Here is a 26,053-nt window from a genome sequence, read left to right as displayed (position 1 = left end):
TGGGTTATGAGAAATATTTCATTCAAGAAAATACTTGCTTCGGCTTTAATGTTGCCATTGTTAGTAGCTACTGGAGGCATGGCTTTAGCGCAAACTTCAGCAGGCACTCAAGGTAAGACAGAGCTTCTATGGTTTAGTCAGGCGGGCTTTCGGATTAAATCTCCTGAGGGCAAGATGATTTTGATCGATCCATGGATCACTGGCGGACCAAAAACTCCCCCACAGTACAAAAATGATTTGGCTGCGATTGGTCCGATTGATTTGTTGTTAGTGACTCATGCACACGTCGATCACATTGGTGATGCACCTGCTGTGGCAAAAGCCAACAATATTAAGTTGTACGGTCCTGCAGATATGGTGACCCCGCTTACAACTTTAGGGATTATTCCAGCTGATCTTGGTTGGCGCTTTAACAAAACAGGTCGCGTTACGCCTTTGCCAGGCATTAAGGTAACCGCAGTTCAAGCAGAGCACTCCTCCTTATTGGTGTGGAAGAATCCAGCTACCGACAAAATGGAATCTCATCCTGCAGGCGAACCCATGGGATACATCATTGAGCTAGAAAATGGTTTCAAAATTTGGCACATGGGTGATACTGGCTTATTTAGCGATATGAAATTCATTAGCGAACACTACAAACCGGATTTGGTATTGATTCCCATCGGTGGCAATTTCACAATGGCCCCAGACGATGCAGCTTTTGCATTAAAAACTTGGATTAAGCCAAAGATGGTGATTCCAATGCACTACGGATCAAACCCGATGACAAAAGGCACCTTGGCAGAATTCCAGGCGGCGATGAAGGGTAGCAATATCAAGATCATCCCAATGACTGAAGGCGAAACAGTCCAGTTTTGATCTAAATTCAGGCTTAAACCGAAACCCCACATATATTGTGGGGTTTTTTGTTTCGAGGCGCTTGCAATTAGTTCGTATTAGTACTAAACTAGTTCTAGTTAGTACTTAATTGGAAGCAAATGACCTTTTTACCAACCCTTCGCAATCTGGTTTCTGCCTATCAGGCGTTTGAGCGTTATTCAGCGCCAGATGTAAAGGCCATGGGGCTAACTACAACCCAGTTCGATGTCATTGCAACACTTGGTAATCAACCCCTAATGACTTGCAAAGAATTGGGTGAAAAAACCTTGGTCACTAAAGGAACCTTAACAGGCGTACTTGAGAGGCTGGAGGCAAAAGGGATTTTGGAAAGAAAGCTCAATCCCGAAGATGCACGTAGTCAGATGATTGGATTAACGCAGGCTGGACAAACTTTGTTTGAAAAAGTATTTCCAGCCCACTTAAATCATTTGGATAAAGCATTTCAAAAATTAAGTGCTAAAGAGCTTGTAGAGATTACCTCTTCTCTACAGTTATTAAAAAATGTATTTGAAAATTAATTTTGATAGAAAAGGAAATCAATATGAACGCATTAAGCAAATCAATAGCTAACCCCTTGGTATTAGTTGCCAGAATTATATTAGCAGCGATTTTTATTTCTGCAGGCTTATCAAAGCTGGGTGGATTTGATGGGACAGTTGGATATATTGCATCCAAAGGCTTGCCACTACCAGGTTTGATTGCAGTGCTGACGATTGCCGTGGAAGTACTCGGTGGTATCGCCATTGTGATTGGTTATAAGGCGCGAGTAGCAGGCCTCTTGCTTGCAATTTTTACCCTATTAGCTGGCTTTATATTCCATAACTTCTGGGCTGTACCAGCTGATCAGGCTTACATTCAGAACATTATGTTTATGAAGAACCTTAGCATGGCTGGTGGCTTGTTATTGCTTACTGTATTCGGTGCGGGTGGATACTCAATTGATGCAAAAGCTGCGGCAAAAGAAGCGTAAAAATTAATACTAGCAATTCTATTTATTCAATATTTTTTTGGGAGATAAAAAATGACAAAAGTTGCTGTTGTATTTCATAGTGGTTATGGCCACACGGTAAAACAAGCAGAAGCAGTTGCTAAGGGTGCAAATGGAACCTTAGTAGCAATTGATGCTGAAGGTAATATTACAGATGCTCAGTGGGCCACATTGAATGAAGCCGATGCGATTGTATTTGGTTCGCCAACATACATGGGAACCGTAAGCTGGCAATTTAAGAAGTTTGCTGATGCTAGCTCCAAGCAATGGTTTTCTCAGCAATGGAAAGACAAAGTGTTCGGAGGCTTTACGAATTCCGCAACCATGAATGGTGATAAGCATTCCACTTTGCATTATTTCTTTACCTTGGCTATGCAGCATTCAGGTCTTTGGGTTGGAACAGGTTTGATGCCCTCAAATTCCAAAGCAGCAAAGCGTGATGATGTGAACTATGTTGGCTCATCTGCTGGCGCCATGATGCAAACCCCATCTGATGCTGGTGTTGATGAGGTCAATGCTGGTGATTTGGAAACAGCAAGACTCTACGGTCAGCGTATTGCAGAAATCACAAAACGCCTCAAATAAGTTGGATTTCCGCTGTTTGTCATAAAAGCCACCTTCGGGTGGTTTTTTATTGGTTTAAGCTCTCGGTCTATAATTGCCTAAGCAATTGAATTTAAAGAGATAATTCTCAAAAATCCCTTTCTGTACGTTTGACAGCCTGTAGGGGCTCTTGGACAATGCGCTTGGCGGTTTGATTCATGCCAAAACCCTTCATGACAGCCCATATTTCCTCAACTTCCAGTTCAGCTAGCCAGATGCTTGAGGCGCGCGCTTTGACCTGTGTGAGGGGGGATAAAAAACTATTCTCTGATTTGAGTCTTCGGGTTGGTCCTGGGGAATGCCTGCACGTACGTGGCGAAAATGGCGTTGGCAAAACGAGCTTATTGCGTCTTTTGACTGGATTGTCTAAACCTGAGGCTGGCGAAGTTCTCTGGAAGGATCAATCCATTTCTGTTGATCCTAAGGTTTTTCATCGCGAGCTCTTATTCCTAGGCCATCGTGATGCGCTTAAAGAGGATTTATCTGCTTTAGAAAATTTGCAAATGTATGCAGCCCTCGACAACGTGCAGTTGCCATTAGACAGTGTGTTGGCTGCCTTAGTGCGTTTTGGTTTGCGTGGCCGTGAAAATTTACCAGTACATTATTTGTCTGCAGGCCAAAAGCGCAGGGTATTGATGGCGCGCATGTCGACACGTAGGGCGAGTCTATGGATTTTGGATGAACCATTCAATGCTCTCGATGTGCATGCAGTTGCTGAATTGCAAGGCTTGATTGCTGAACATACTGCTGCTGGTGGTTTGGCCGTATTGACTAGCCACCAGGCTGTGAGCCTACCAAATGTCAGGGTGCTGGACTTATGAGCGCCGTATTTGCCATGATCCATCGTGATCTACTCTTAGTGATGCGTCGTAAGAGTGAAGTGCTTACAGCATTATTTTTCTTTGTTGTAGTCACGAGTTTATTTCCCCTAGGCATTGGTGCTGATGCTGCACTTTTGCGCAAGATCGCACCTGGTGTGATTTGGGTAGCCGCATTGCTGGCGACTTTGCTTGGCTTGCATCGCATGTTTGCCGCTGACTATGCAGATGGCACGCTAGAGCAAATGGCTTTATCACCTCAGCCGATGGTTTTATTGGTTGTAGGAAAAATGATTGCGCATTGGATCGTCTGCGGACTTCCGTTGGTGATCTTGGCCCCAATAATTGGTATTCAGTTTGATTTGGATTTGAGTTCTTTATATGTATTGATGGGAACCTTGTTAATGGGTACTCCCGTTCTATCGCTCTTAGGCTCTATTGGTGCCGCCTTAACCTTGGGAGTTCGTGGTGGCAGTGTCTTGATGAGTTTGTTGATCTTGCCGCTGTATATCCCAGTCCTCATCTTTGGAGCAGGGGCGGTATACGCTAATAGCGCGGGCCTAGAAACTTCCGGACATTTTTCCCTGTTGGGCGCCTTATTGATTTTGGCTTTAGCATTTGTACCTTGGGTTAGTGCTGCAGCAGTAAAGATTGCTATTGAATGACTGATATTAATAATTTCTCGAAGAGCCGCTTGGTCAATTGGTTTAAGTTGTCCAGCCCCAGTACCTTTTATCCGGTAGCAGGAAAACTGATTCCTTTTTTCTGGGTACTGACGGCTATTTTCGGCGCAGCAGGTCTGTGGATTAGTTTCTTTGTTGCCCCGGTAGATGCTGTGCAAGGACAGGGATATCGAATCATTTTTATTCATGTGCCTGCATCTTGGATGTCCATGTTCATCTATTTGGTGATGGCGGCATGGGCAGGATTGGGATTAGTGTTTAACACTCGCTTATCAGCCATGATGGCGCAAGCATTGGCCCCGATAGGTACCTGGATGGCTTTCTTGTCTCTATGGACTGGTGCGTTCTGGGGGAAGCCAATGTGGGGCGCATGGTGGGTATGGGACGCACGCTTAACTTCTGAATTGATATTGCTATTTCTTTATTTGGGCTTTATCGCTTTACAAGCCTCAATTGATAATCCTCGCAGAGCCGATAAAGCGGGCGCCATTTTGGCTCTCGTAGGCGTAGTGAATGTGCCCATTATTTATTTTTCTGTGAAGTGGTGGAATACCTTGCATCAAGGTGCCTCTGTTTCGCTAACAAAAGCGCCTGCCATGGCACAGACCATGTTGCTAGGAATGTTATTAATGGCTCTGTGCTTCTGGATGTACTCCATTGCTGTGGGTCTGATGCGGGTGCGCACGATTATTTTGGAGCGTGAAGCCCATACGGATTGGGTGCGACAATTGGACGAGGTAAAAAACTGATGTGGAATAGTCCAGCAGAGTTTTTTGCAATGGGGGGTTATGCCCTCTATGTATGGAGTAGTTTTGGCGTTTGCGCAGTCGTTTTGTTGTTAGAGCCGATCAGTATTCGAGCTCGCAGGAAGGCGATTATTCGTAGACTTAAGCTAGAGCGATTAGCAGAGCAGTTTGATACAGAAAGCAGTCAGTGAAGCCTAGATATAAACGTGCATTAGTTATTGTCGCTGCTCTAGCCGTCATTGGTATCGCTGCACTATTAATTTTGAATGCACTCAATAGCAATATCGCCTTGTATGTCACTCCAAGTGAAGTCGCGGCTGGTAAGGCACCTCAAGGGCAGGCTTTTCGGATTGGCGGCATGGTCAAGGATGGATCCTTAAAGCGCGATGGTTTGACAGTCCACTTTGTGATTACCGACCTTGTGAAAGACATCCCCGTTTCTTATACAGGCATCCTGCCAGACTTATTTAAAGAAGGTAAGGGTGCCGTGATTCAAGGGCGCATGAATGCAAACGGCGATTTCGTTGCAAGTGAAGTGCTGGCTAAACATGATGAAAACTATATGCCACCTGAAGCAAAGCATGCTCTAGAGCAAGCCCAAAAAAATGGAAGTAATAAATGATTCCTGAGTTTGGGCATTACGCTCTGATTTTGGCGCTCTGTATCGCCGTGATTCAAGGAGTCTTACCCTTGGTTGGTGCGCATTATGGTCGACGTGAATTCTTGGTGCTTGCAAGGCCTGCAGCGCAAACAACATTCATGCTACTTGCTGTTGCGTTCACAATCTTGGCTTGGAGTTTTTACGTCAATGATTTTTCTGTGCTTTATGTAGCCGAGCATTCAAATTCACAATTGCCAGTCATTTATCGCTTAGGTGCCGTTTGGGGCGGGCATGAAGGCTCCCTACTATTGTGGATTTTTCTGCTCAGCACTTGGACGATCTTGGTGGCTCAGCTCTCCAAAGCATTAGATGAGTTCATGGTTGCTAGAGTAATTGGTGTCTTGGGCTTGGTGACAAGTGGTTTGTTGCTGTTTGTATTAACCACATCTAACCCTTTTGAGCGACTTTTGCCTGCTGCTCAAGATGGTCGCTCTCTAAATCCTTTATTGCAGGATCCGGGTCTAGTCTTTCATCCCCCAATGTTATACATGGGCTATGTCGGCTTCTCAGTCGCATTTGCATTTGCAATCGCTTCCTTGTTATCCGGAAGGTTAGATGCTGCTTGGGCGCGCTGGTCACGTCCGTGGACAACAGCTGCATGGGTCTTTCTGACTTTAGGTATTGCCTTAGGTTCTTGGTGGGCCTATTACGAATTGGGTTGGGGCGGTTGGTGGTTCTGGGATCCTGTTGAAAATGCTTCCTTCATTCCTTGGCTCGTTGGCACTGCACTATTGCATTCATTGGCGGTGACAGAGAAGCGTGGCGGCTTTAAGAGTTGGACGGTACTGTTAGCCATTACCGCATTCTCATTGTCGCTATTGGGTACATTCTTAGTGCGCTCTGGTGTTCTGACATCTGTGCATGCATTCGCTACTGATCCAAGACGCGGCATCTTTATTTTGATTTTCTTATCACTAGTGGTTGGATCTTCATTAGCCCTTTATGCATGGCGCGCTCCTAAAAATACCTTGGGCGGTAAATTTAGCTTGAGCTCAAGAGAGACCTTTATCTTGCTAGGCAATGTATTTCTTGTTGTTTCAGCTGGATCTGTTTTGTTGGGTACGCTTTACCCACTATTAATTGATGCTCTCCATTTAGGAAAAATTTCTGTAGGGCCTCCGTATTTCAATAGCGTTTTTGTACCCATCATGATTCCCTTGTTAGTTCTCATGGGAATTGGCCCGTGGACCAACTGGAAGAATACTGATCTGATCTCTGTCATCAAGCGTCTCTGGCTTGCTGGTTTGGTTGCTGTATTAGCAGGAATTACTATTCCTTTAATCATGGGCCAATTTACCTGGCTTGCAGGACTTGGATTCTTGTTAGCATTTTGGGTGATTGCTTCAGGTTGTCAGCAAATTGTCAGACAGGCGAAATTAGGTAAACCGACGCGCTCTTTTATTGGCATGCAATTAGCCCATTTGGGCATTGCCATTTTTGTGATTGGCGTCACCATGGTTGGAGCCTATCAAGAAGAGAAAGATGTACGGATGTTCGCTGGCGATACCGTGAATGTCGGTGGTTATCAAATTCAGCTAGAGAGTGTTTCAACAGTGGCAGGCCCGAATTACGAAGCGATGCGTGGCACTTTCATATTGGCTAAGAATGGCACTACTCAAGCAAGTCTTTATCCAGAAAAGCGCAGTTACTTTTCTTCGACGATGCCAATGACTGAGGCAGCGATTGACGTGGGCTTAACCCGCGATATTTACGTTTCTCTGGGTGAGGAATTGAATGACAAATCCTGGGCGGTGAGGGTTTATTACAAGCCATTTGTGGATTGGATTTGGGGCGGCTGTTTATTGATGGCCTTAGGTGGTGTACTTGCGATCTCTGATAAGCGCTATCGGATGAAGCTAAGGAAAGCTTCGTCATGAAGGCTAAATTCCTCATTCCTTTACTGCTGTTTATTGTTCTCGTCGGTTTTTTGGCGGTTGGCCTGAATCGTGACCCTCATGAAGTGCCATCCCCTTTAATTAATAAGCCTGCACCGGCTTTTGAAATTGCTCAGTTGGCACAGGCAAATAAAACCTTCTCTCCTGCCAGCATGAAAGGCCAAGTTTGGATTCTTAATGTTTGGGCGTCATGGTGTGTGGCTTGTCGTGAGGAGCATCCTGTATTGGTTGAGTTGGGTAAGTCAGGTCAAGCACCATTGATTGGTTTGGATTACAAAGACAAACGCGAAGATGCGCTTGCAATGATAGAGAGACAGGGCAACCCTTATGTACTGTCTGCGTTTGATGCTAATGGTCGAGTTGGAATTGACTATGGTGTTTATGGTGTTCCAGAAACTTATGTGATTGATCAGGCAGGAGTTATCCGATTCAAGCATATTGGCCCTATTACCCAGCAGATTCTGAATCAAAAAATTTACCCTCTGCTGACTGAGTTAAAAAAGTCATGAAGCATATTTTCTTGGCGATTGTCGCGTTTCTGTGTTTGCATACTACATATGCAAATGATGCTGCACCCTTGGCTGATGATCCTGTGACTGAGCAACGCCTCATTAGTATCTCCGAGGAAATGCGCTGCCTAGTTTGCCAAAATGAATCTTTGGCAGGTTCACGTTCTGATTTGGCTAATGATCTTCGTAGAGAAATTCGCACTCTTATTAAAGAGGGTAAGAGCGATGATCAGATTAGAAGCTTTATGGTGGAGCGCTACGGTGATTTTGTCTTGTATCGTCCGCCAGTAAAGCCGATTACATGGCTGTTATGGATTGGCCCATTCGTGATTCTGGCAATCGGGATTGCCGTTTTACTTATCTACCTACGCCGTCGTAATACACTCGCCAGTAATAAAGCGCTGACTGCTGAAGATAACCAGAAAATTGATGCGCTGCTAAATACCTTAGGCAAGAATAATCGGGATGGAATCCATGGCTAGTTTCTTTATCGCAGCTTTTTTGCTGCTAGTACTAGTGCTGTTGCTCCTACTTAGACCATTTATCTTCTCAGGTAGTGCTGAGGGTACCTCTCGTCGTCAGATGAATGCCGCGATTTATCGTGAAGAGCTTGAGAAGTTGGCTGCTGAGCATTCTGCTGGAACCATCAATACTCAAGAGTATGAGATGAGTCATGCAGAAATGCGTCAACGTCTTTTTCAAGATACTAATGAAGAGGATGACAAGGCGGTCATGGGCTCCACCAGGAAAGTCATGACCGGTCTTTGCATCTTGATCGTCCTGATTTCATCTGGCTTGTATTTTTATTTGGGCGATGTTGTGCGTGTAGCGCAAAAAAATGAGCAGAAACCCATGAATCAAGCTGCTGTTGAGCAAATGGTTTCTGACTTTGCGTTGAAGATGGAAAAGGATCCTAATAACCTTAAGGGCTGGGCGATGTTGGGACGATCCTATCGAATTTTGGGTCGTAATGCAGAGGCTGCTAATGCTTTTAAGCGCGCGGGAAGTTTTCTAAATGATGATCCTGAATTGCTGGCTGAGTACGCCGATACATTGGTTGCGGTTGCCAATGGAAATTTTGCTGGCAAGCCTTTGCAACTCATTCATCAAGCACTAAAACTAGACCCTAATAACTTATTGGCTCTTTGGTTGTCTGGTACCGCTTCATTTACGAGTGGTAATTACCAAGCTGCAGTACAAACGTGGCAAAAGCTTTCTCAGCAACTGCCTCCTGGCTCAGAAGAGGCGCGTGCAATTGCGGGTTCAATTGCAGAGGCTAGATCTAAAGGTGGATTGGATGGTTCTGCTACTGCCAGTGCCCCTATTGCATCAGACAAGGGGGTCAGTGGCTCTGTTGAATTGTCGTCTGAGCTTAAATCCAAGATTAAGCCTGGTGATGTAGTGATGGTTATCGCAAGGCAGCCAGGCGAACGCATGCCGGTGGCTGTTCTAAAAGTACCTGTCACCAATTTCCCAATGAGCTTTGTATTGACTGATGCTTTAGCTATGAACCCTAATAACCCTATCTCCAAGCTGTCAGAAGTCGCTATTGAAGTTAGAATTTCTAAGACAGGTATGGCTAAAGCTGAAGCAGGAGATCTTCTCTCAGCAGTGCAAACTGTTAAGGTTGGCTCAAGCCAGGTGAAGTTTTTGGTTGATCAAGTTCGGCAGTAATGAGTAGCTTGGCTTTACTTGCTTGTAGTAATCAAGATTAAATAGAGGCCATATGATTTTTCTAAAAAGACAAATTTACAACCCGTTAGTCATTGCGATTGGCTTTTGTACTTTACTAATTTCTATTTTTGCTGTCTTGTGGGTTCTAGTTCCGCCACCACCTAAAGTGATTGAGTTAGCTACTGGTTTTCCAACCGGTCTCTATTACCAATTCGGTGAACACTTAAAAAAAGAGGTGGCATCTGATGGTGTGAATCTAGAGGTGAAGGCTACAGGGGGAACAATTGATAACCTAGCTTTGTTAAGCGATCCAAAGTCAGGTATCAACTTTGCCATGATTCAAGGGGGGGTTGCGGATATTGCTAAATATCCAGATCTAGTCTCTATTGCCGGAATGTTTTATGAGCCTGTATGGGTTTGGTATCGTGAGTCAGCATTCAAGAGCGATGGTGGTCGACTGCAGGTACTTGGACAGCTCAAAGGTAAGCGTGTCGCAATCGGTAATGAGGGTAGCGGAACTCTCGCCCTCAGTAAGACCCTTTTAAGTATCAGTGGTATCTCTGAGAGCGAAATCCGTGCAGAAAAATTAAAACCAGATCAAGCATTGGAAAAGCTCAATAGTGGCGATTTAGATGTTGCCTTTATAGTGGCTGCAGCAGAGGCACCAGTTTTGGAAAAGTTTTACAAAATTCCAGGCATTCGCTTGATGAGTTTTGATCAAGCTGATGCATACACGCGCAACTTGCCCTACTTATCTAAGGTTAGCGTCCCGCGCGGCCTTTTAAGCATTGAGCACGATATACCCCGCCAAGATATTCAGGTAATTGCACCAACAGCTACCTTGGTAACTCATGAAAATGTGAATCCAGCAATTATTTCTCTTTTACTTGGTGGATCCTATGACATTTTGAAGTCATATTCTCGTTTGCAAAAGCCCGGCGAATTTCCATCTAGCACAGGGATCGATTTCCCTTTACATATGGATGCTGAAATTTACTTAAAGGATGGTCCATCCTTTCTGCATCGCCACTTTCCTTTTTGGACGGCAGTTTGGGTTGGCCGCTTTGTCAAAATTGTTATTCCATTGCTGGTCATCTTTATTCCGCTGTTCACCTACATTCCTTCGGCTAAGAATTTCTTATTGCGTTTAAAGCTCTCACAGTTCTATGCTGAACTAAGAGAGATCGAAAAGCATGCCTTGAATCCTGGTTTGAAAGAAAAAAACTTTAAAGATCTTGAGGCAATCGAAGCGAAAGTAGACAACATCAAGGTCTCTATGATGGATTCCAAGGAGTTATACGATCTTAAAGGGCATATAGGCGATGTGCGCGCACGCCTAGAGCATCTTTATTCTTAATTGCTGAAGCGAGGACGATATGGGTAAAAAAAGTAGCTTCTGCATGATTGCTTTATGCAGCTTATTTCTAACGAAGGTAGTTTTTGCACAAGCTTATCCCAATAAGCCTATCTCCCTTGTTGTTCCTCAGGCTGCTGGTGGTACGAATGACATTGTCGCTCGTCTGATTGCTCCTGCGTTCGGGGATGCTATTGGTGCTTCAGTAGTGGTTGAGAATAGGCCTGGAGCTGGCGGCAATATTGGTACACAAAGTGTGGCGCGCTCGGCAAAGGATGGTTATACATTGCTTCTTACGATTAATAGTGCGCAAGCGATTAATCCAGCGCTCTATAAAAATCCTGGATTTGATCCGATCAACGACTTTGTACCGCTTTATTACATTGGTGCCACACCATATGTTTTAGTCTCACCCCCAGGATCGCCTTATAAAACACTTGCAGATGTCATCTCTGCAGCCAAGAAGAGACCTGGTGAGCTTTCCTATGCTTCTGCGGGCAATGGAACGATTAGTCATTTACTTGGCGCTATGCTCAATACCAGCGCAGGGGTAGATATGCAGCACATTCCATACAAAGGAGTGGCTCCCGCGATTAATGATGTTTTGGGTGGTCAAGTGGCACTGGCATTTGCTAGTCTGCCGTCAGCTTTAAATTACATTAAGGCTGGTAAGCTCCAAGCGATTGCGATTAGTTCCGCAAAGCGCTCTAGTGCCGCTCCTGAGATTCCAACAATTGCAGAAACCTACCCTGATTGCGTGGGTGAAGTTTGGGTTGCTTTATTTGCACCCGTTGGCACTTCAGCTGATGCTGTTAAGAAGATTCAGGCAGCAATGGATAGAATCATGGCTAAACCAGATGTGCGAGAAAAATTAATCGCGCAAGGCTTAGATCTTAGTCCTGTTCCACCGGCTAAATTAAGTGTGCTGCTGAAAGAGGAGTTGGCCAAGTGGGCCAAAATTGTGAAGGCATCTGGTGCGCAGTTAGATTAGTCGCTTGCAGCCGATTGCCCTAAAATGAACTCATGACCTCAGCCAATCTTTCTCCAACGCTTACTCCTGCCAAAGATATTTCTCAGGCTTTGCGGACGGATGGCTTCGCGGTGGTATCCGCCGAAACGGTAGCAGAGATTAGCAAGATTCCCTTAGCCAATTTAGAGCATCTACGACAATTCTGGGAAGGTTTGCCGCGTGATCCTTACCTTAAGGATGGTGGTCGTTACCGCTTTCGTCGCCATGCAAGTTACGAGGTTAAAAATAATGCACTGACTTTAGTACCACATCGTGCACACTGGCAGTCGGTGGACTATAACGCCTTACATGGCGGAATCGAGCGCTGGTTTGAGCCGATACAAGCCAAGGTCATGAATGATCCCGCATGGCAAGCCGTCTTACTTGGCTTGGCAAACGCACTAAGTAGTCTTAAACCAGTAAGCACTTGGTTTATTGAGGCACATCAGTTCCGAATTGATACGACCGATGGTATTGGTCGACCAACACCAGAGGGTGCTCATCGAGATGGCGTCGATTTTGTTGCTGTATTTTTGCTAGATCGAGTCGGCATTAAAGGTGGCGAGACCAGAATTTTTGATGCCAAAGGATCTACTGGTCTGCGATTTACTTTGACTCAGCCCTGGTCCTTATTGCTCATGAATGATGAGCGCATGATTCATGAATCTACGCCCATACAGCCATTAGCAAACTATGGATATCGCGATACCTTGGTATTGACCTTTAGATCAAACGGCTTCCAAGATTCACCAAATCGTAGTCAGCAGTAATTATTCGGCTTCCATTCCGGCTGCTTTGATGGCTTGAGCCCATTTCGCAGTTTCTAGCTTAATTTTCTGACCCAGTGCTTCTGGTGTTCCAGGTTGGGTTTCAAACCCTAAGGAAGCAAAACGTTCGGTCAACTCCTTTGACTTTGCTGCATTATTAATAGCGTTATTTAATTTCATCACAACATCCTTTGGTATACCTGCTGGACCAAATGCCGCGAAGAATGCAATCAATTCATAGTTCTTGATGCCTAATGCCTCGTTAACAGTGGGCAATTCTGGGATGGCTGGAGAGCGCTTGAGTGACGTCACCGCTAAGCCCCGAATTTTTCCTGCTTGCACCTGAGGTAGTGTCACTGCAAAGTCTGCAGTAAACATATTAACTTGGCCACCAATTAAATCGGTCATTGCGTTGGGACCGCTCTTGTAAGATACGCCAGTTATCTTGATGCCTGCAGCGCTGGCTAACATTTCTGAGGAGACGCGTTGCGAAGTGCTTGCATAAGCAAAGGTTACCTTTCCAGGATCCGCCTTTGCTAAGGAAACAAAGCCGTTGAGAGATTTCACAGGAAGTTCATTGTTGACTGCAACAATAAGTGGTACCGATCCAAAGTAGCCAATTGGCGTAAAAGCTGTATCTTGGTTATACGGTAAATTTTTAACCAAACTTTTGAGTGCTGCATTGGTGCTATTCGTGCCAAACAGTAGGGTGTAACCATCCGCTGGTGATTTAGCAACAACATCAGCACCAATCATGCCATTGGCTCCAGGGCGATTTTCAATGACAACAGGTTGGCCAAGAGACTCAGCCATTTTGGCTGCGAACGCTCTGCCGATTTGATCGGTAGCACTACCGGGGGCAAATGGAACAATCGCTTTAATTGGTTTTGAGGGGTAGCTATCCGCTAATGCTGATGCGCTCATTAGACTGAAGGCTAGGCTAATACAGTAGCCAAGGATGCACATTTTTTTCATGTTATCTCCACTTTGTATTTTTTTATAGTGTAGCCGTTAATACGATATCAGAGGGGATTTGGGATGTGGCTTGGGCGAGTAGAATAGATTTACGTTGTCACTAATATCCTATGCGCTTTAAATCAACTGGCTACACCCCTCTTATGCTCATGGCGCAGACTTGCGCCTTATTGGGTTTTGCCTGTTATGCGGTAGTTCTTACGCCTTTACAAGAGGAATGGCACCTCAGTAATCTTCAGTCTGGTCTTATTGCTAGTGCCTTTTTCTTTGGGTACATGCTTGCCGTGCCATTGGCTACAGCATTAACCGACCGTATAGATGCACGCAAAGTGTATTTAGTTGGTGGATTGGCTGCAAGTTCTGGTCTGTTGGGGATGGGCTTACTTGCGTATAACTTTTGGACCGCAATGTTTTTTATGGCAATCAATGGTGCTGGCCTAGCAGGAACTTATATGCCAGGCCTCAAAATTTTGTCAGATCGAATTCAGTCTGGAGAATTAACACGCCACATTGCTTTTTATACTGCCTTCTTCGGAATCGGGACGGGCTTTTCGTATTTATGTTCAGGCTGGATACTCAATAGCCTTGGTTGGCACTATGTATTTGAAATTATTGCCTTGGGACCATTCACTGCATTTTTAATTGTGCTCTTATTGATTCCACCACTTGCGCATGAAAAGTGGAGCGGCCCGTTCAAAATTAAATTGCAAGATCTATTTCCGGTAGATAAATGGAAATTGGTTTTAAAGGATAAAAAAGCGTCGGGCTTTATTTTTGGTTATACCGCTCACACTCTCGAGTTGTTTGCCTCGCGCAGTTGGATTGTTGCATTTCTAGCTTTTTGTGTTGCCACTTCTGGGGAATCTTCCTTCCTAGCCATCACCACATTGGCCGGAATAATCAATTTCTTTGGTGTGCCCGCATCCATTTTGGGTAACGAGGTTGCTCTACGAGTAGGTCGTCAAAAATGGGTAACTATTGTGATGCTTTCAAGTGCCATCCTAGGGGTTGCTCTTGCGAGCTCTACTGGTCAATCTTGGTGGTTGATTCTATGTCTAGCGGTCGCTCATTCTATATTTACGATGGCTGACTCTGCGACATTGACAGCGGGCCTTGTGATTAATGCCCAAGAAAATATTAAGGGCGCTGCTATGGGCCTACATTCCTTAATGGGTTTTGGTGGAGGTTTAATGGGCCCCGCCATTTTTGGTTTTGTATTGGACATCGCAGGTTCACGCTCTTCGCAAAGTGCTTGGGTATGGGCTTACGCTGCAGTCGTAATGTGGGGTGTCTTGTTTGTGATTTATGAACGTCGCAATGGTTGGGTAGATAAAACAGGTTCATGAACGAGACCAGTCGTATTAAGCCGATCTGCTATCACTGCTCAAGCAGTATTCTGCCTAGCGATGTGATTGAAGCAGAACTTGGGGGAGTGCAGCGACAGTTCTGTTGTCCAGGTTGCATGGCTATTGCTCAAACTATTCATGGTGAAGGGCTAGAAGTTTTCTATGCGCGCCGGGCGCGGACCAGTGATAAGCCGCCAGCTTATTTAGCTAGTAATGAAATTCCAGAAAAGCTCAAACCATACGATGACCCATCGTTGCGTAACCGCTTTACAAGGCCTCGTGGAGATAAGGATTGCTTAGAAACAACTTTGCGCCTTGAAAAAATTCGTTGTGCCGCTTGTGTTTGGTTATGTGAGCAACATTTACGCCGACAAGTCGGTGTGATCGATGTGCAAATTAACTATGTAACGCAAAAAGTCATGGTGCACTTTGATTCTGAAAAAACAAGCTTGGCTAGATTGCTCTTTGAAATTGAACGCATTGGTTATGAGGCTTGGCCATTTGAGCCATCTATCGCTTTAGATAAAGCAAAAAAAGAAAAGCGTCAGCTACTAACGCGTCTTGGCGTAGCAATGCTTGGCATGATGCAGGTCATGATGTATGCGTGGCCTACCTATGTGGGTGCAGATATTACTCCGGAGTTCGAGGTCTTATTGGGTTGGACAAGCTGGGCTTTGACGGTGCCAGTGATGGTGTACTCAGCAGGGCCAATATTTCAAGCAGCATGGCGCAGTATTCAATCTGTTAAGAAGACGCATATGTTGGGCATGGATGTACCTATTGCCTTAGCACTTGCTTTGGCTTTTATCGCTGGCACGATTAATTTAGTTAGGGGCTCCGGCCAAAGTTACTTTGACTCCATCACGATGTTTGTTGCGTTTATCTTGGCTGCACGTTATGTAGAGCTACTAGCAAGACAAGATGCGCAAGGTGGGGCAGAAGCATTAGCAAAACAACTTCCTGCAACGTGCGATCGCTTAATAAACTATCCGGACTCTCTAGAAGTGCAAATAGTGCCGGTAGTTAATTGCAATCCGGGTGATGTATTGCGTGTTTCACCTGGTGAAGTTGTGCCAGCAGATAGCATTTTGATTGATAACGCGAGTACTCTTGATGAGTCTTTACTAACTGGCGAATCAAAACCAGTTGAGAAAAAAATGGGCGATCGTGTTTACGCGGGAACGCATAATATTTTGAATCCACTCATCATGAGAATTGATGCAGTAGGGCAGTCTACCCGTATAGCGGGTATTGCATCTTTATTGGATCGAGCTCTATTGGCAAAGCCGGTGATGGTCAGTCTTGCAGAAAAGTGGGCTGCTTACTTTGTTGCATTTTTATTGCTCAGCGCATTCGTTTCATCGGCGATTTGGTTGTACTTTGATCCGAGTCAGGCTTGGACTGTATTAGTTTCGGTATTGGTTGCAAGTTGTCCATGCGCTTTGTCTCTTGCCGTACCTACTGCAATGGCTGCTGCACAGGGTGCGGTAACCAAGTTGGGTTTGTTGATTGTGAGGGGTCATGTTTTAGAGGGCTTGGTCAAGGCAACTGACCTAGTTTTAGATAAAACCGGTACTCTCACCATGGGTCAGCCAGAGCTACAAGAGATTGTTAACTTGCGCGCAGACTTTTCTCGTGAGGATGCTCTAGCACTTGCACTTGCTCTCGAGGCTGGGCAAAGACATCCATTGGCACTCTCATTATTGCGTGCAGCAGAGCTGGAGAAAATATCTCCAGCTGTTTTAAATGACTCCGTAATTAATGAACTGGGAAAAGGTTTAAGTGCGGGGCCATATCGCCTTGGAAGTGCTTTATGGATCGGTATAGGGCAGAACGCTCAACAGGGTCAGTATGGTCAAGTTCATCTTGCTGATGAAAAGGGCCTCATTGCTAGCTTTGTATTCTTGGATACGCCAAGAGTGGGCTTAAGAAATTTATTGCAGGCAGCAAAGTCTAGAAATATTGCTGTTCATTTGGTTTCTGGAGATGATCCTGCAACAGTTGCTTGGTGGGCTAAGCATGTGGGGATTGAAAGTTATCAAGGCGCCTGTACACCTGAAGAAAAATATGAATACATCGAGCGTTTACAAAATCAGAAACGGTTTGTTTGGGCAATAGGTGATGGCGTTAATGATGCGCCTTTGCTGGCACGTGCAGATATCTCGATTGCAGTAGGGGCGGGGGCTCCACTTGCCGCTGCTGGGGCAGATGCAATCTTGACCGCAAGCTCACTTGAGCCTTTGGCAAAAACTTTGGCACTTGCTGATAAAACACAGACCATCATTAAAGAGAACTTATGGTGGGCGCTGATTTATAACCTATTGGCGATCCCAGCAGCAATGTTGGGGTTGGTAAATCCTTGGATTGCCGGTATTGGCATGTCCCTGTCTTCTTTGGCAGTAACCTTAAACGCTTGGCGTTTGCGAAAAGCTTAGACTATCAAGATGGAAAGTCTCTTTATTTTGATCCCCCTGTCTTTGCTCTTGGTAGCGCTTTTGGCGTGGATTCTGCATTGGTCCATTAAAAGTGGTCAGTTTGATGACCTCAATGGTCCTGGCGAGTCTATTTTGATGGATGACGATACTCCATCCCCCCAAAAAGTTAGTGAACACTCTCAAAAATAACCACATATTTATTGAGAATTTCTGATCTAAGGGTTTATCTTGGAAGTGGCTGGTGATTTTGCCCCTTCCTTTTTGATGTAGATCAAACCCCCCTGAGTGCCCCAATTCGATAATCGATCCAGTCTATTTGGATTATGTCGCTGTTTGGTCACAAAAAAAGGAGAAACCATGGGACTTACCGTGGGGAGTAATCAAGATAACTTCAATTACAAGGTTGTCAGCCAATTTGCCATCGTTACCGTGCTTTGGGGAATCGTTGGCATGCTCGTCGGGGTCATTCTGGCGGCGCAACTCATTTGGCCTGAAATCACTTTCAATATTCCTTGGCTTAGCTATGGTCGTTTACGTCCATTGCACACCAATGCAGTCATTTTTGCCTTTGGTGGTTCAGCATTATTTGCTACTTCCTACTACATTGTGCAAAGAACCTGCCAGGTGCGCCTCTTCTGTGACAAGTTGGCAGCATTTACTTTCTGGGGCTGGCAGGCAGTCATTGTTTCTGCTGCAATCACTTTGCCATTAGGTATTACAACTTCTAAAGAGTACGCTGAACTTGAGTGGCCAATCGATTTATTGATTACTGTTGTTTGGGTCGCTTATGCAGTCGTTTTCTTTGGTACCGTGATCAAACGTAAGACTAAACATATTTATGTATCAAATTGGTTCTTCGGTGCCTATATTTTGACGATTGCAGTTTTGCATATCGTAAACAATATTGAAATGCCTGCAAGTCTCTTCAAGTCTTATTCAGCTTACTCTGGCGCACAAGATGCGATGATTCAGTGGTGGTATGGACATAATGCAGTGGGCTTCTTCTTGACCACTAGCTTCTTGGGCATGATGTATTACTTCATTCCAAAACAAGCTGAGCGTCCGATCTACTCCTATCGTTTATCTATTGTTCACTTCTGGGCTTTGAACTTCACATACATGTGGGCAGGTCCTCACCATTTACAACACACATCATTGCCTGACTGGACTCAGTCTTTAGGAATGGTGTTCTCACTAATCTTGTTGGCGCCATCATGGGGCGGCATGATTAACGGCATCATGACTTTATCTGGCGCATGGCATAAGTTGCGTCGTGACCCAATCTTAAAATTCTTGGTAGTAGCCTTGTCTTTCTACGGTATGTCGACTTTCGAAGGCTCGATGATGTCAATCAAGACAGTAAACAGCCTGTCACATTACACAGACTGGACTATCGGTCACGTTCATTCAGGTGCTCTAGGCTGGGTTGCCATGATCACGATTGGTTCTTTGTACTACTTGATCCCACGCTTGGTAGGTCAAAAAGATATGTACAGCACCAAATTAATTGAATTGCACTTCTGGATTGCAACGATTGGTGTGGTCATTTATATCGCTGCCATGTGGATTGCAGGTGTGATGCAAGGTTTGATGTGGAGAGCATTCGAGCCAGATGGTACTTTGACTTATAGCTTTGTGGAGTCAGTAAAGGCTACCTATCCTTTCTATGTCATTCGTTTGCTAGGCGGCCTGTGCTACTTGGGCGGTATGTTGTTGATGGCTTACAACGTCTACAAAACTGTGATTAACAAAAAATTTATAGACGCTCCCATTCCACAAGCGTCCATCGCCGCTCATTAAGGATAAGAACATGTCAGAACAACGTCGCTTTTTCTCCCACGAAACACTCGAGCGTAATGCTGGTTGGTTGATTATCGCTACTATTGCTGCAATATCGATTGCAGGTTTAGTGCAGATCGTGCCATTGTTTTTCCAGCATTCCACAACGGAGCCTAGCCCAGGTGTAGTGCCTTACTCGGCACTTCGCTTAGCTGGCCGCGATATCTATCAGCGCGAAGGTTGTTTGGGTTGCCATTCACAACAGATTCGTACGCTACGTTCAGAAGTAGAGCGTTATGGCCCTTACTCCTTGGCTGGTGAATCTGTATTTGATCATCCATTCCTATGGGGTAGTAAACGTACCGGTCCAGATTTAGCGCGCGTAGGCGGTCGCTACTCAGATGCATGGCATCAAATTCACTTAAATAATCCACGTGATGTAGTGCCTGAATCAAATATGCCCGCATATCCCTATCTTGCTAAGAATGCTGCAGATGCGAGCTCGATTCAATCTCATATGGTAGCAATGCGTCGTTTAGGTGTTCCTTATACCGACGAAGAGATTGCAAACGCGCCAAAAGAGCTAGAAGGTAAGACTGAGTTAGATGCCTTGGTTGCATATCTTCAAGGTCTTGGTATTAACCGTAGATACATCATTGTTGATGAGGTGGTTGCTAAGTAGTTCTTAGCAACTGAGACATATGCAAAATATCGCTCCCTACCTCTCAGCAATTTCTACCGTGCTTGGCTTGGTAGTTTTTTTAGGAATCGTTTGGTGGGCTTGGTCTGCAAAAAGACAGCCTGCTAATGAAGAATCCGCCGAACTTCCGTTCGATCTACCCGATGAATTCAGTAAGGATAAATCATGAGTGACTTTCTTGGTGCTGGTTGGAGTGCCTATATTGCCTTAGTAACATTAGTCGGTATTGTTTGGTGCATCTGGTTATTGCTTTCTCAACGTAAGACAAAGGTCACACTGAAGCCGGATGGCGATGTTGCAGATACTGGTCATGTATGGGACGGTGATTTGCGCGAGTTGAATAATCCATTGCCGCGTTGGTGGATGTGGATGTTCTTGATCTCTTGTATTTTTGGTTTGGTCTATTTGGTTCTCTACCCAGGACTGGGCTCATATCCAGGTATCTTGGGTTACAGCACTGATGGCGCTTTGATGAAGTCAATGACAACGGCCAATGATGAGCTCAAACCTATTTATGCTCAGTATGTGAAAATGGATATAGAGCAAATTGCTGCAGATCCTAAAGCTCGTGAGATGGGTCAGCGTTTATTCTTGAACTCTTGTGCGCAATGCCATGGTTCAGATGCCGGTGGTTCTAAAGGCTTCCCGAATTTGACTGATGGCGACTGGTTATATGGTGGCTCACCTGAAAACATCAAAACGACTATCACATATGGCCGTGGCGGTGTAATGCCTCCATTCCCACAATTAGATAGCAAGCAAATTGTGGATGTGGCGAACTATGTCCGCAGCTTATCTGGCTTGCCGTCTGATGATTTGAAAGCCGCGCGTGGTTCAGAAGTCTTTAAAGCGAACTGCGTAGCATGTCATGGCGCCGATGCTAAAGGCAATATCGCATTAGGTGCGCCAAACTTAACTGACAAGACTTGGTTGTATGGAAGTTCTGAAGCAACTATTGTTGAGACGGTGACTAAGGGTCGCATGGCAATGATGCCTGCGCAGGATAAAGTGTTAAGTCCCGAGAAGATTCAGTTGTTAACTGCTTATGTTTGGGGCTTGTCTAACAATAAGCAGCCAGCATCTAAGTAATTAGTGTCAAGCAATTCGCCGGGTGGTAAGCCCATTCCGATAGAAGTTATTGAGGAGTCTCTTTATGAGGTCCGGCGAAAGATTTATCCGCGTTCAGTCTCAGGACTCTTTGCCCGCTGGCGTTTTATTCTTGTTTTGGCTACTCAATTACTGTTCTATGGCTTACCATGGGTGAACTGGAATGGTCGTCAAGCAGTTCTCTTCGATTTAATTCAGCGTAAGTTTTATATCTTTGGTCTTGTGTTGTGGCCACAAGATATTATCTATCTAACGCTGCTACTGATTCTTTCTGCTTTAGCTCTATTTCTATTTACGGCAGTAGCAGGGCGCTTATTTTGCGGTTACGCATGCCCGCAAACAGTCTATACCGAAATCTTTATGTGGATCGAGCGCAAAGTAGAAGGCGATCGCTTTGCACGGATTCGTTTAGATGGCGAAGAGTGGCCTTGGGGAATACGGAAGTGGCGCCTCAAAATCACTAAGCACTTTCTTTGGCTTTTGATTGCATTCTGGACGGGCTTTACCTTTATTGGTTATTTCACGCCAATTACAACGCTCGGATCAGCATTGCTTCATTTGTCTCTTGGGCCATGGCAAACCTTCTGGCTGTGTTTCTATAGCTTTGCTACGTGGGGTAATGCAGGCTTTATGCGCGAGCAAGTTTGCAAATACATGTGCCCTTATGCACGCTTTCAAAGCGTCATGGTCGACAAAGACACTTTCTTGGTGACTTATGACAAGGTGCGTGGTGAGCCCAGGGGTAGTCGCAGCAAGTCAGTAGATCATGCTTCATTGGGTTTGGGTGATTGCGTAGATTGCAGTATTTGTGTTCAGGTCTGTCCAACTGGTATTGATATTCGTGATGGCATGCAGTACATGTGTATTGGTTGTGGAGCTTGTATTGATGCTTGTGATCAAGTGATGGAGAAAGTAGATTATCCAAAAGGATTGATTCGCTATACAACTGAAAGGGCGGTTGAGGATCGAGCATCCAATCAAAACGCTATTCGGCATATCTTGCGCCCACGGGTATTGATCTATACCGCCTTCATTACAGTGCTTGCCACGGCATTCTTGGTATCGCTAGCTACTCGAAATCCTTTGCGAGTTGATGTCATGCGTGATCGTGGTGCCTTGGCAAGAGAGGTTGATGGTGTACGGATTGAGAATATTTATCGTATTCAGATTATGAATGCCTCTGAAAATAAAATGAAAGTGCAAGTCACGGCCAGTGGTTTGAGGGATTTGAAAATCCTAAACTCCCAAGGGCAAGTTGTGTCTGAGATTGAAGTAGGGCCAGCAAGCAATCTCCTAATGCCAATCAAAGTGAGCACCGCCATTGGAGTAAATGAGCCAGGTAACTACCCGATCCATTTTGATGTAATTGCTCAAGAACTTTCTGGAAATGAGATGATTGCCAGAAAGCGTGATGAGAAATCCACTTTTATTATTCCCCGCTAAGCGTATAAGCAAGAGATCGAGAGGATAACAATGACCGAACAGCAAACTATCAAGCCTTGGTGGAAGCAGTTATGGCCCTGGCTTCTAATTAGCGGGCCAGCCGTCGCGATGATTGGCTGCGCAATTACGATTTGGCTAGCCATTAATCTTTATGCCGATAAGCCATTGCGTGATGGTGTTGTTAAGCAAGGCTTAAAAGTCGAGGAATTAAAAGATACGCAGGCCAAAAAATGAAATACCGCCTACTTATTTGGATCCTCTGGCCCTCTTTCTTGGTAGCTGGCATGGCTGAGGGCTTGTTATTTACAGTAATCCATCCACAAGACCTCTTATTTTTTGGGCATCACCCTGATATCTCGGATGAGGGTATTTACACCCTTGGATTTTTTGCGATTTGGTTATTCTGCGCAGTCTCAAGCGCACTAACAGCTTATATTTTGCCCGGCATTGAATCCCCAGAGGGTAAAGAGACGGATCGCAGCCTGCTTTAAGCTAGGCGTGCTTTACGGGAATATCAGTACTGACGCAGACTGTTCTGTCTGGGTTGGGGATACCAGCTAGTTCATGCAAGCCATTCATATCGATGAGTTTGATATGACGTTGTTTGATTTGAATGAGTCCGGATTCAGCAAAGCGTGACAACATGCGACTCACGGTTTCAATTTGAATACCGAGATAGCTACCAATATCCACACGGCTCATACGTAGATCAAATTCATTATTGAGATATCCGCGTGCTGCTAGGCGTTGTGAAAGACTCAATAGGAATGCCGCCAATCTCTCTTCAGCACGCATAGTACCCAATGAGAGAAGATGGCGTTGATCCTGAGTGAGTTCTCGACTCATGATCTTGTGGAATTGATTTTGTAAAACAGGAATCTGGCGTGCTAAATCTTCAAAAGCATCATAACGAATGATGCAGACTTCACTTTCTTCGAGGGCAAGCGCATCTGATTGGTAATGACCATCACCAATGCCGTCGAGCCCCAAGATTTCTCCTGGGAGATGAAAGCCAATCACTTGCTGGCGCCCATCTTGCAGACAATACTCTGTTTTGAGGGTTCCAAAGCGAACGCTATATACCGAGCTTAGTGGATCACCATGGCGATACAGACTTTCACCCTTTTGCAGATGAACCCGCTCTTGAACCAAGGAATCAATTTTCGAAACATCAGTAGGAGTGAGGCCAACCGGCAGACAAAACTGCCCTAGAACGCAAACAGAGCATTTGCTTGTTGGGGTATCGGTTGGCTTGTAATTCATTTTGATTGATTATGCAGACAGTTTATTCTACTAGGGTGAACACCCCATTTGCCACCTTATTAAGTCAGTGAAATGTTAACCATCAGCCTCCTTCTAGCGGTTTTCTTGGGCGCTTTAGTGAGTGGCTGGCACTGCGCTTTGATGTGTGGTGGGATCGCTGCAGCTATAGAGCGTCCAGTAGCCCTAGAGAGTCCTCTAAGAGCTAAATCTGAACTCTTTTACCTGCAAATCATCATGCATTTAGGTCGAATCACGACCTATGTCATTTTGGGTGCCTTTGCGGCATGGGTAGGAGTAGTCGTTTGGCAACAAAGCTTTCTACCAATCCAGAGATTCTTATTTGTAATGACTTCTTTGCTATTGATTTTTATGAGCCTTCGCTTGCTAGGTCTTGGTAAGTCAGAGAGTCGACTGGGTGGAAGATGGTTAAGTACCCAGATCGCAAGTTATTGGGCAAAATATTTAGGTCGTTTTGCTAATGGACCCTCTCGCTGGTTTAGTGGCATGTTATGGGGTCTAGTGCCATGTGGTTTGGTATACAGCGTTTTGCCCTTAGCTTTTTTATCAGGTGACGTCTTTACTGGAGCAGCATTCATGTTGGTATTTGGTCTAGGAACCTTACCTAACTTATTATTGATTTCTAAATTTTCAGCGGCATTGACTCAATTTGCGCAGTATGTATGGGTGCGTTACTTTGCTGCCTTACTACTATTTTTTGGTGGTGGTTTTGGCTTGTATCGCGCCTGGATTTTGCCTGAAGCCTTACTTAAGGGCGGTTTCTGTATTACTTAATGCCCTGTCGCTGCTGCAACGCCAGAAGGTAGATCAGGATATAAGCAATCTGGCGGTATTGTTTGCAAGAAGCCGCTACGCTGGGCCATCTCATATGGCTGATGATCTAAACCACAAATAATCAATTTAATATTGCGAACTTTGCAAAGATACGCTAATTCAGTAATCGTTTCCATTCCAGAGGTATCCACATAGATCACATTCTTGAGATCAATGAGCAGTACTTGTGACGGTAGTTTCACTTCAATTTTTTCTAGAAGTTTCACAGCCCCAAAAAAGATGGCGCCATAAATACGGTAAGCATCAATACGGCCTTGATGGTTTTCTAGTTGCGGAAAGTGATCGGTATCAGCCAATTCACAACGAGATAGGCTGGAGATGCGATAGATAAAGGTAATAAATGCAAACAGCAGTCCTACTTGTACTGCAATCGTCAGATCCAAAATGACAGTGAGTAAAAATACACTCATGATGGTGAGTTGATAGGGCAGGCGGAACTGCTTTAAGTCTACAAATTTTTTCCATTCACCCATATTCCAGGCAACATACATTAAGATGGCCGCCAAACTTGCTAAGGGAATATCTTTTGCTAGAGGCGCTGCAAATAGGACAACCAGTAATAGAGTGAGTGCGTGCACGATCCCTGCAATTGGAGTGGTGCCACCGCTTTCGATATTGGTCACGGTGCGCGCAATCGTGCCGGTTGCAGGCATGCCACCAAAAAATGGGATTGCTAAGTTTGCAATCCCTTGCGCAATGAGCTCTTGGTTAGATTCGTGACGATCGTGAATTAATCCATCAGCAATACGAGCGCATAGTAAAGATTCAATTGCACCCAATAGGGCCAGAGTTAATGCGGGGGTGACCATAAATTGCGCAGTACCCCAACTTATGGGTATCCACTCAAAATGTGGCAGGCTAGAGGGAATGCCGCCAAATCGGCTACCTATAGTGTCGATCGGCAGGCTCAATAGGCCCGTAATGATGGTGGCTACCACCATTGCCACAACCGTTCCCGGCAAGTGACTGAGCCAGCCCAAATGTTTCTGAATCATCTTCCAGATAATGATGATGGCTAAGCTGCCGCAGGCTATGCAGAGCGCAGCAGAATTAAATGTATCTGCAGCGTTATAAAGTGCCCCAATAGATTGAAAAAACTGAGCAGGCATTTTCTCAATGGATAAACCAAAAAAATATTTGACTTGAGATAGCCCAATGAGAACTGCGATACCGTTAGTAAATCCAATGATGACGGCAATTGGAATGAATCTCACTAGGGTTCCGAGTCTGAGTATGCCCATCAGTAACAGAAATACGCCAGACATTGCGGTGGCTAATAAAAGGTTAGGAACACCATATCGCTCGACGATGCCATATACAATGACAATAAAGGCGCCAGCTGGGCCACCGATTTGCACACGACTGCCGCCCAGTAATGAGATAAGTCCGCCGGCGATGATGGCAGTAAAAATCCCGGCTTCAGGTTTTAATCCACTCGCAATTGCAAATGCCATCGCCAGCGGGAGCGCTACGACGCCAACAGTAAGGCCAGCTAAAACATCTTTGGTAAATAGGGTGCGGTTATAACCCTGAAAAGAGTCGAGGATTCTGGGGTGAAAAAACATCA

General features: G+C 45.1%; 30 protein-coding genes. 27 read left to right on the top strand and 3 right to left on the bottom strand.

Going from position 1 to position 26,053, the window contains the following annotated elements:
* Window positions 1–6 precede the first annotated feature (6 nt).
* The 16 genes from ICV38_RS07860 to ICV38_RS07785 all read left to right on the top strand — a co-directional run bounded on the left by ICV38_RS07860 (window position 7) and on the right by ICV38_RS07785 (window position 12,589).
* Window positions 7–858, top strand: a complete 852-nt coding sequence (locus ICV38_RS07860; RefSeq protein ID WP_215379019.1) for a metal-dependent hydrolase — start codon at window positions 7–9, stop codon at window positions 856–858.
* Window positions 859–977: 119 nt separating this feature from the next.
* Window positions 978–1,397 (top strand): MarR family winged helix-turn-helix transcriptional regulator, encoded by a 420-nt coding sequence (locus ICV38_RS07855; protein WP_215379016.1) that lies wholly within the window; start codon window positions 978–980, stop codon window positions 1,395–1,397.
* A gap of 23 nt (window positions 1,398–1,420) precedes the next feature.
* On the top strand, window positions 1,421–1,849 hold the full coding sequence (locus ICV38_RS07850; RefSeq protein WP_215379014.1) for a DoxX family protein: 429 nt from the start codon (window positions 1,421–1,423) through the stop codon (window positions 1,847–1,849).
* 51 nt (window positions 1,850–1,900) lie between these two features.
* A complete protein-coding gene (locus ICV38_RS07845) occupies window positions 1,901–2,452 on the top strand; it encodes a flavodoxin family protein (RefSeq protein WP_215379011.1) in 552 nt (183 codons plus the stop codon).
* Window positions 2,453–2,628: 176 nt separating this feature from the next.
* A complete protein-coding gene (gene ccmA / locus ICV38_RS07840) occupies window positions 2,629–3,291 on the top strand; it encodes a cytochrome c biogenesis heme-transporting ATPase CcmA (protein WP_251368135.1) in 663 nt (220 codons plus the stop codon).
* On the top strand, window positions 3,288–3,953 hold the full coding sequence (gene ccmB / locus ICV38_RS07835) for a heme exporter protein CcmB (protein ID WP_215379008.1): 666 nt from the start codon (window positions 3,288–3,290) through the stop codon (window positions 3,951–3,953). The genes ccmA and ccmB overlap by 4 nt, the downstream gene beginning before the upstream one ends.
* Window positions 3,950–4,720 (top strand): heme ABC transporter permease CcmC, encoded by a 771-nt coding sequence (gene ccmC / locus ICV38_RS07830; protein WP_215379005.1) that lies wholly within the window; start codon window positions 3,950–3,952, stop codon window positions 4,718–4,720. The genes ccmB and ccmC overlap by 4 nt, the downstream gene beginning before the upstream one ends.
* Complete coding sequence (gene ccmD / locus ICV38_RS07825) at window positions 4,720–4,908, top strand: heme exporter protein CcmD (RefSeq protein WP_215379002.1); 189 nt, start codon at window positions 4,720–4,722, stop codon at window positions 4,906–4,908. The genes ccmC and ccmD overlap by 1 nt, the downstream gene beginning before the upstream one ends.
* Window positions 4,905–5,339, top strand: a complete 435-nt coding sequence (gene ccmE, locus ICV38_RS07820) for a cytochrome c maturation protein CcmE (RefSeq protein WP_215378999.1) — start codon at window positions 4,905–4,907, stop codon at window positions 5,337–5,339. Before ccmD ends, ccmE begins: the two co-directional genes overlap by 4 nt.
* Window positions 5,336–7,255, top strand: a complete 1,920-nt coding sequence (locus tag ICV38_RS07815; protein ID WP_215378997.1) for a heme lyase CcmF/NrfE family subunit — start codon at window positions 5,336–5,338, stop codon at window positions 7,253–7,255. Before ccmE ends, ICV38_RS07815 begins: the two co-directional genes overlap by 4 nt.
* Window positions 7,252–7,782, top strand: coding sequence for a DsbE family thiol:disulfide interchange protein (locus ICV38_RS07810; RefSeq protein ID WP_215378994.1), 531 nt, complete (start codon window positions 7,252–7,254; stop codon window positions 7,780–7,782). Before ICV38_RS07815 ends, ICV38_RS07810 begins: the two co-directional genes overlap by 4 nt.
* Entirely contained in the window at window positions 7,779–8,264 is a 486-nt protein-coding gene (locus ICV38_RS07805) for a cytochrome c-type biogenesis protein (RefSeq protein ID WP_215378982.1), read from the top strand. Before ICV38_RS07810 ends, ICV38_RS07805 begins: the two co-directional genes overlap by 4 nt.
* Window positions 8,257–9,456 carry a c-type cytochrome biogenesis protein CcmI gene (gene ccmI, locus ICV38_RS07800; RefSeq protein ID WP_215378979.1) on the top strand — a complete coding sequence of 400 codons (1,200 nt, stop codon included), beginning with the start codon at window positions 8,257–8,259 and terminating at the stop codon, window positions 9,454–9,456. The genes ICV38_RS07805 and ccmI overlap by 8 nt, the downstream gene beginning before the upstream one ends.
* Before the next feature lie 52 nt (window positions 9,457–9,508).
* Window positions 9,509–10,813, top strand: coding sequence for a TAXI family TRAP transporter solute-binding subunit (locus ICV38_RS07795; protein WP_215378965.1), 1,305 nt, complete (start codon window positions 9,509–9,511; stop codon window positions 10,811–10,813).
* Between the two features lie 19 nt (window positions 10,814–10,832).
* Entirely contained in the window at window positions 10,833–11,801 is a 969-nt protein-coding gene (locus ICV38_RS07790) for a tripartite tricarboxylate transporter substrate binding protein (protein WP_215378964.1), read from the top strand.
* Window positions 11,802–11,833: 32 nt separating this feature from the next.
* On the top strand, window positions 11,834–12,589 hold the full coding sequence (locus tag ICV38_RS07785; RefSeq protein ID WP_215378962.1) for a 2OG-Fe dioxygenase family protein: 756 nt from the start codon (window positions 11,834–11,836) through the stop codon (window positions 12,587–12,589).
* On the opposite strand, the gene ICV38_RS07780 is transcribed toward ICV38_RS07785, so the two are convergent.
* On the bottom strand, window positions 12,590–13,510 hold the full coding sequence (locus ICV38_RS07780; RefSeq protein WP_251368134.1) for a tripartite tricarboxylate transporter substrate binding protein: 921 nt from the start codon (window positions 13,508–13,510) through the stop codon (window positions 12,590–12,592).
* A 161-nt stretch (window positions 13,511–13,671) separates the two neighbouring features.
* Between ICV38_RS07780 and ICV38_RS07775 the strand changes: the two genes are divergently transcribed.
* The 10 genes from ICV38_RS07775 (at window position 13,672) to ICV38_RS07730 (ending at window position 22,862) form a co-directional block, all read left to right on the top strand.
* The gene (locus ICV38_RS07775; protein ID WP_215378960.1) at window positions 13,672–14,907 is read left to right on the top strand and encodes an MFS transporter; all 1,236 of its coding nucleotides are present in this window, start codon (window positions 13,672–13,674) and stop codon (window positions 14,905–14,907) included.
* Complete coding sequence (locus ICV38_RS07770; protein WP_215378958.1) at window positions 14,904–17,342, top strand: heavy metal translocating P-type ATPase; 2,439 nt, start codon at window positions 14,904–14,906, stop codon at window positions 17,340–17,342. The genes ICV38_RS07775 and ICV38_RS07770 overlap by 4 nt, the downstream gene beginning before the upstream one ends.
* A gap of 9 nt (window positions 17,343–17,351) precedes the next feature.
* Window positions 17,352–17,531 carry a cbb3-type cytochrome oxidase assembly protein CcoS gene (gene ccoS, locus ICV38_RS07765; protein WP_215378956.1) on the top strand — a complete coding sequence of 60 codons (180 nt, stop codon included), beginning with the start codon at window positions 17,352–17,354 and terminating at the stop codon, window positions 17,529–17,531.
* 168 nt (window positions 17,532–17,699) lie between these two features.
* The gene (gene ccoN, locus ICV38_RS07760; RefSeq protein WP_215378944.1) at window positions 17,700–19,142 is read left to right on the top strand and encodes a cytochrome-c oxidase, cbb3-type subunit I; all 1,443 of its coding nucleotides are present in this window, start codon (window positions 17,700–17,702) and stop codon (window positions 19,140–19,142) included.
* 10 nt (window positions 19,143–19,152) lie between these two features.
* Complete coding sequence (ccoO, locus tag ICV38_RS07755; RefSeq protein WP_215378942.1) at window positions 19,153–19,803, top strand: cytochrome-c oxidase, cbb3-type subunit II; 651 nt, start codon at window positions 19,153–19,155, stop codon at window positions 19,801–19,803.
* A gap of 19 nt (window positions 19,804–19,822) precedes the next feature.
* Window positions 19,823–19,990 carry a CcoQ/FixQ family Cbb3-type cytochrome c oxidase assembly chaperone gene (locus tag ICV38_RS07750; RefSeq protein WP_068949049.1) on the top strand — a complete coding sequence of 56 codons (168 nt, stop codon included), beginning with the start codon at window positions 19,823–19,825 and terminating at the stop codon, window positions 19,988–19,990.
* The gene (ccoP, locus tag ICV38_RS07745) at window positions 19,987–20,910 is read left to right on the top strand and encodes a cytochrome-c oxidase, cbb3-type subunit III (RefSeq protein WP_215378935.1); all 924 of its coding nucleotides are present in this window, start codon (window positions 19,987–19,989) and stop codon (window positions 20,908–20,910) included. The genes ICV38_RS07750 and ccoP overlap by 4 nt, the downstream gene beginning before the upstream one ends.
* A gap of 3 nt (window positions 20,911–20,913) precedes the next feature.
* Window positions 20,914–22,371 carry a cytochrome c oxidase accessory protein CcoG gene (gene ccoG / locus ICV38_RS07740; RefSeq protein WP_215378933.1) on the top strand — a complete coding sequence of 486 codons (1,458 nt, stop codon included), beginning with the start codon at window positions 20,914–20,916 and terminating at the stop codon, window positions 22,369–22,371.
* Window positions 22,372–22,401: 30 nt separating this feature from the next.
* Window positions 22,402–22,605, top strand: a complete 204-nt coding sequence (locus ICV38_RS07735) for a hypothetical protein (RefSeq protein WP_215378932.1) — start codon at window positions 22,402–22,404, stop codon at window positions 22,603–22,605.
* The gene (locus tag ICV38_RS07730; RefSeq protein WP_215378930.1) at window positions 22,602–22,862 is read left to right on the top strand and encodes a hypothetical protein; all 261 of its coding nucleotides are present in this window, start codon (window positions 22,602–22,604) and stop codon (window positions 22,860–22,862) included. The genes ICV38_RS07735 and ICV38_RS07730 overlap by 4 nt, the downstream gene beginning before the upstream one ends.
* Window position 22,863: 1 nt before the next feature.
* On the opposite strand, the gene fnr is transcribed toward ICV38_RS07730, so the two are convergent.
* Window positions 22,864–23,634 carry a fumarate/nitrate reduction transcriptional regulator Fnr gene (gene fnr / locus ICV38_RS07725; RefSeq protein ID WP_215378928.1) on the bottom strand — a complete coding sequence of 257 codons (771 nt, stop codon included), beginning with the start codon at window positions 23,632–23,634 and terminating at the stop codon, window positions 22,864–22,866.
* Between the two features lie 72 nt (window positions 23,635–23,706).
* Between fnr and ICV38_RS07720 the strand changes: the two genes are divergently transcribed.
* Complete coding sequence (locus ICV38_RS07720) at window positions 23,707–24,426, top strand: sulfite exporter TauE/SafE family protein (protein ID WP_215378926.1); 720 nt, start codon at window positions 23,707–23,709, stop codon at window positions 24,424–24,426.
* Here the strand turns inward: ICV38_RS07720 and ICV38_RS07715 are convergent.
* Entirely contained in the window at window positions 24,423–26,051 is a 1,629-nt protein-coding gene (locus ICV38_RS07715; RefSeq protein ID WP_215378924.1) for a SulP family inorganic anion transporter, read from the bottom strand. The two genes, ICV38_RS07720 and ICV38_RS07715, sit on opposite strands and share 4 nt — an antisense overlap.
* Between the last annotated feature and the right edge of the window lie 2 nt (window positions 26,052–26,053).

This window comes from Polynucleobacter sp. MG-6-Vaara-E2 (assembly GCF_018687695.1).
Lineage (GTDB): Bacteria > Pseudomonadota > Gammaproteobacteria > Burkholderiales > Burkholderiaceae > Polynucleobacter.
The sequence above is the reverse complement of the archived record's forward strand: the minus strand, read 5'-3'. Positions and strand labels throughout refer to the sequence as shown.

Excerpts from the sequence above, each read along its gene's own strand:
- ICV38_RS07845 (WP_215379011.1), top strand. The coding sequence starts at position 1,901 with ATGACAAAAGTTGCTGTTGTATTTCATAGTGGTTATGGCCACACGGTA.
- ICV38_RS07730 (WP_215378930.1), top strand. The coding sequence starts at position 22,602 with ATGAAATACCGCCTACTTATTTGGATCCTCTGGCCCTCTTTCTTGGTA.
- ccmA (WP_251368135.1), top strand. The coding sequence starts at position 2,629 with ATGCCAAAACCCTTCATGACAGCCCATATTTCCTCAACTTCCAGTTCA.
- ICV38_RS07775 (WP_215378960.1), top strand. The coding sequence starts at position 13,672 with ATGCGCTTTAAATCAACTGGCTACACCCCTCTTATGCTCATGGCGCAG.
- ICV38_RS07805 (WP_215378982.1), top strand. The coding sequence starts at position 7,779 with ATGAAGCATATTTTCTTGGCGATTGTCGCGTTTCTGTGTTTGCATACT.
- ICV38_RS07815 (WP_215378997.1), top strand. The coding sequence starts at position 5,336 with ATGATTCCTGAGTTTGGGCATTACGCTCTGATTTTGGCGCTCTGTATC.
- ccoO (WP_215378942.1), top strand. The coding sequence starts at position 19,153 with ATGTCAGAACAACGTCGCTTTTTCTCCCACGAAACACTCGAGCGTAAT.
- ICV38_RS07735 (WP_215378932.1), top strand. The coding sequence starts at position 22,402 with ATGACCGAACAGCAAACTATCAAGCCTTGGTGGAAGCAGTTATGGCCC.
- ICV38_RS07770 (WP_215378958.1), top strand. The coding sequence starts at position 14,904 with ATGAACGAGACCAGTCGTATTAAGCCGATCTGCTATCACTGCTCAAGC.
- ICV38_RS07750 (WP_068949049.1), top strand. The coding sequence starts at position 19,823 with ATGCAAAATATCGCTCCCTACCTCTCAGCAATTTCTACCGTGCTTGGC.
- ccmC (WP_215379005.1), top strand. The coding sequence starts at position 3,950 with ATGACTGATATTAATAATTTCTCGAAGAGCCGCTTGGTCAATTGGTTT.
- ccmB (WP_215379008.1), top strand. The coding sequence starts at position 3,288 with ATGAGCGCCGTATTTGCCATGATCCATCGTGATCTACTCTTAGTGATG.
- ICV38_RS07860 (WP_215379019.1), top strand. The coding sequence starts at position 7 with ATGAGAAATATTTCATTCAAGAAAATACTTGCTTCGGCTTTAATGTTG.
- ccoS (WP_215378956.1), top strand. The coding sequence starts at position 17,352 with ATGGAAAGTCTCTTTATTTTGATCCCCCTGTCTTTGCTCTTGGTAGCG.
- ccmI (WP_215378979.1), top strand. The coding sequence starts at position 8,257 with ATGGCTAGTTTCTTTATCGCAGCTTTTTTGCTGCTAGTACTAGTGCTG.
- fnr (WP_215378928.1), bottom strand. The coding sequence starts at position 23,634 with ATGAATTACAAGCCAACCGATACCCCAACAAGCAAATGCTCTGTTTGC.
- ICV38_RS07855 (WP_215379016.1), top strand. The coding sequence starts at position 978 with ATGACCTTTTTACCAACCCTTCGCAATCTGGTTTCTGCCTATCAGGCG.
- ICV38_RS07850 (WP_215379014.1), top strand. The coding sequence starts at position 1,421 with ATGAACGCATTAAGCAAATCAATAGCTAACCCCTTGGTATTAGTTGCC.
- ICV38_RS07810 (WP_215378994.1), top strand. The coding sequence starts at position 7,252 with ATGAAGGCTAAATTCCTCATTCCTTTACTGCTGTTTATTGTTCTCGTC.
- ccoP (WP_215378935.1), top strand. The coding sequence starts at position 19,987 with ATGAGTGACTTTCTTGGTGCTGGTTGGAGTGCCTATATTGCCTTAGTA.
- ICV38_RS07795 (WP_215378965.1), top strand. The coding sequence starts at position 9,509 with ATGATTTTTCTAAAAAGACAAATTTACAACCCGTTAGTCATTGCGATT.
- ICV38_RS07790 (WP_215378964.1), top strand. The coding sequence starts at position 10,833 with ATGGGTAAAAAAAGTAGCTTCTGCATGATTGCTTTATGCAGCTTATTT.
- ICV38_RS07715 (WP_215378924.1), bottom strand. The coding sequence starts at position 26,051 with ATGTTTTTTCACCCCAGAATCCTCGACTCTTTTCAGGGTTATAACCGC.
- ICV38_RS07720 (WP_215378926.1), top strand. The coding sequence starts at position 23,707 with ATGTTAACCATCAGCCTCCTTCTAGCGGTTTTCTTGGGCGCTTTAGTG.
- ICV38_RS07780 (WP_251368134.1), bottom strand. The coding sequence starts at position 13,510 with ATGAGCGCATCAGCATTAGCGGATAGCTACCCCTCAAAACCAATTAAA.
- ccmD (WP_215379002.1), top strand. The coding sequence starts at position 4,720 with ATGTGGAATAGTCCAGCAGAGTTTTTTGCAATGGGGGGTTATGCCCTC.
- ICV38_RS07785 (WP_215378962.1), top strand. The coding sequence starts at position 11,834 with ATGACCTCAGCCAATCTTTCTCCAACGCTTACTCCTGCCAAAGATATT.
- ccoN (WP_215378944.1), top strand. The coding sequence starts at position 17,700 with ATGGGACTTACCGTGGGGAGTAATCAAGATAACTTCAATTACAAGGTT.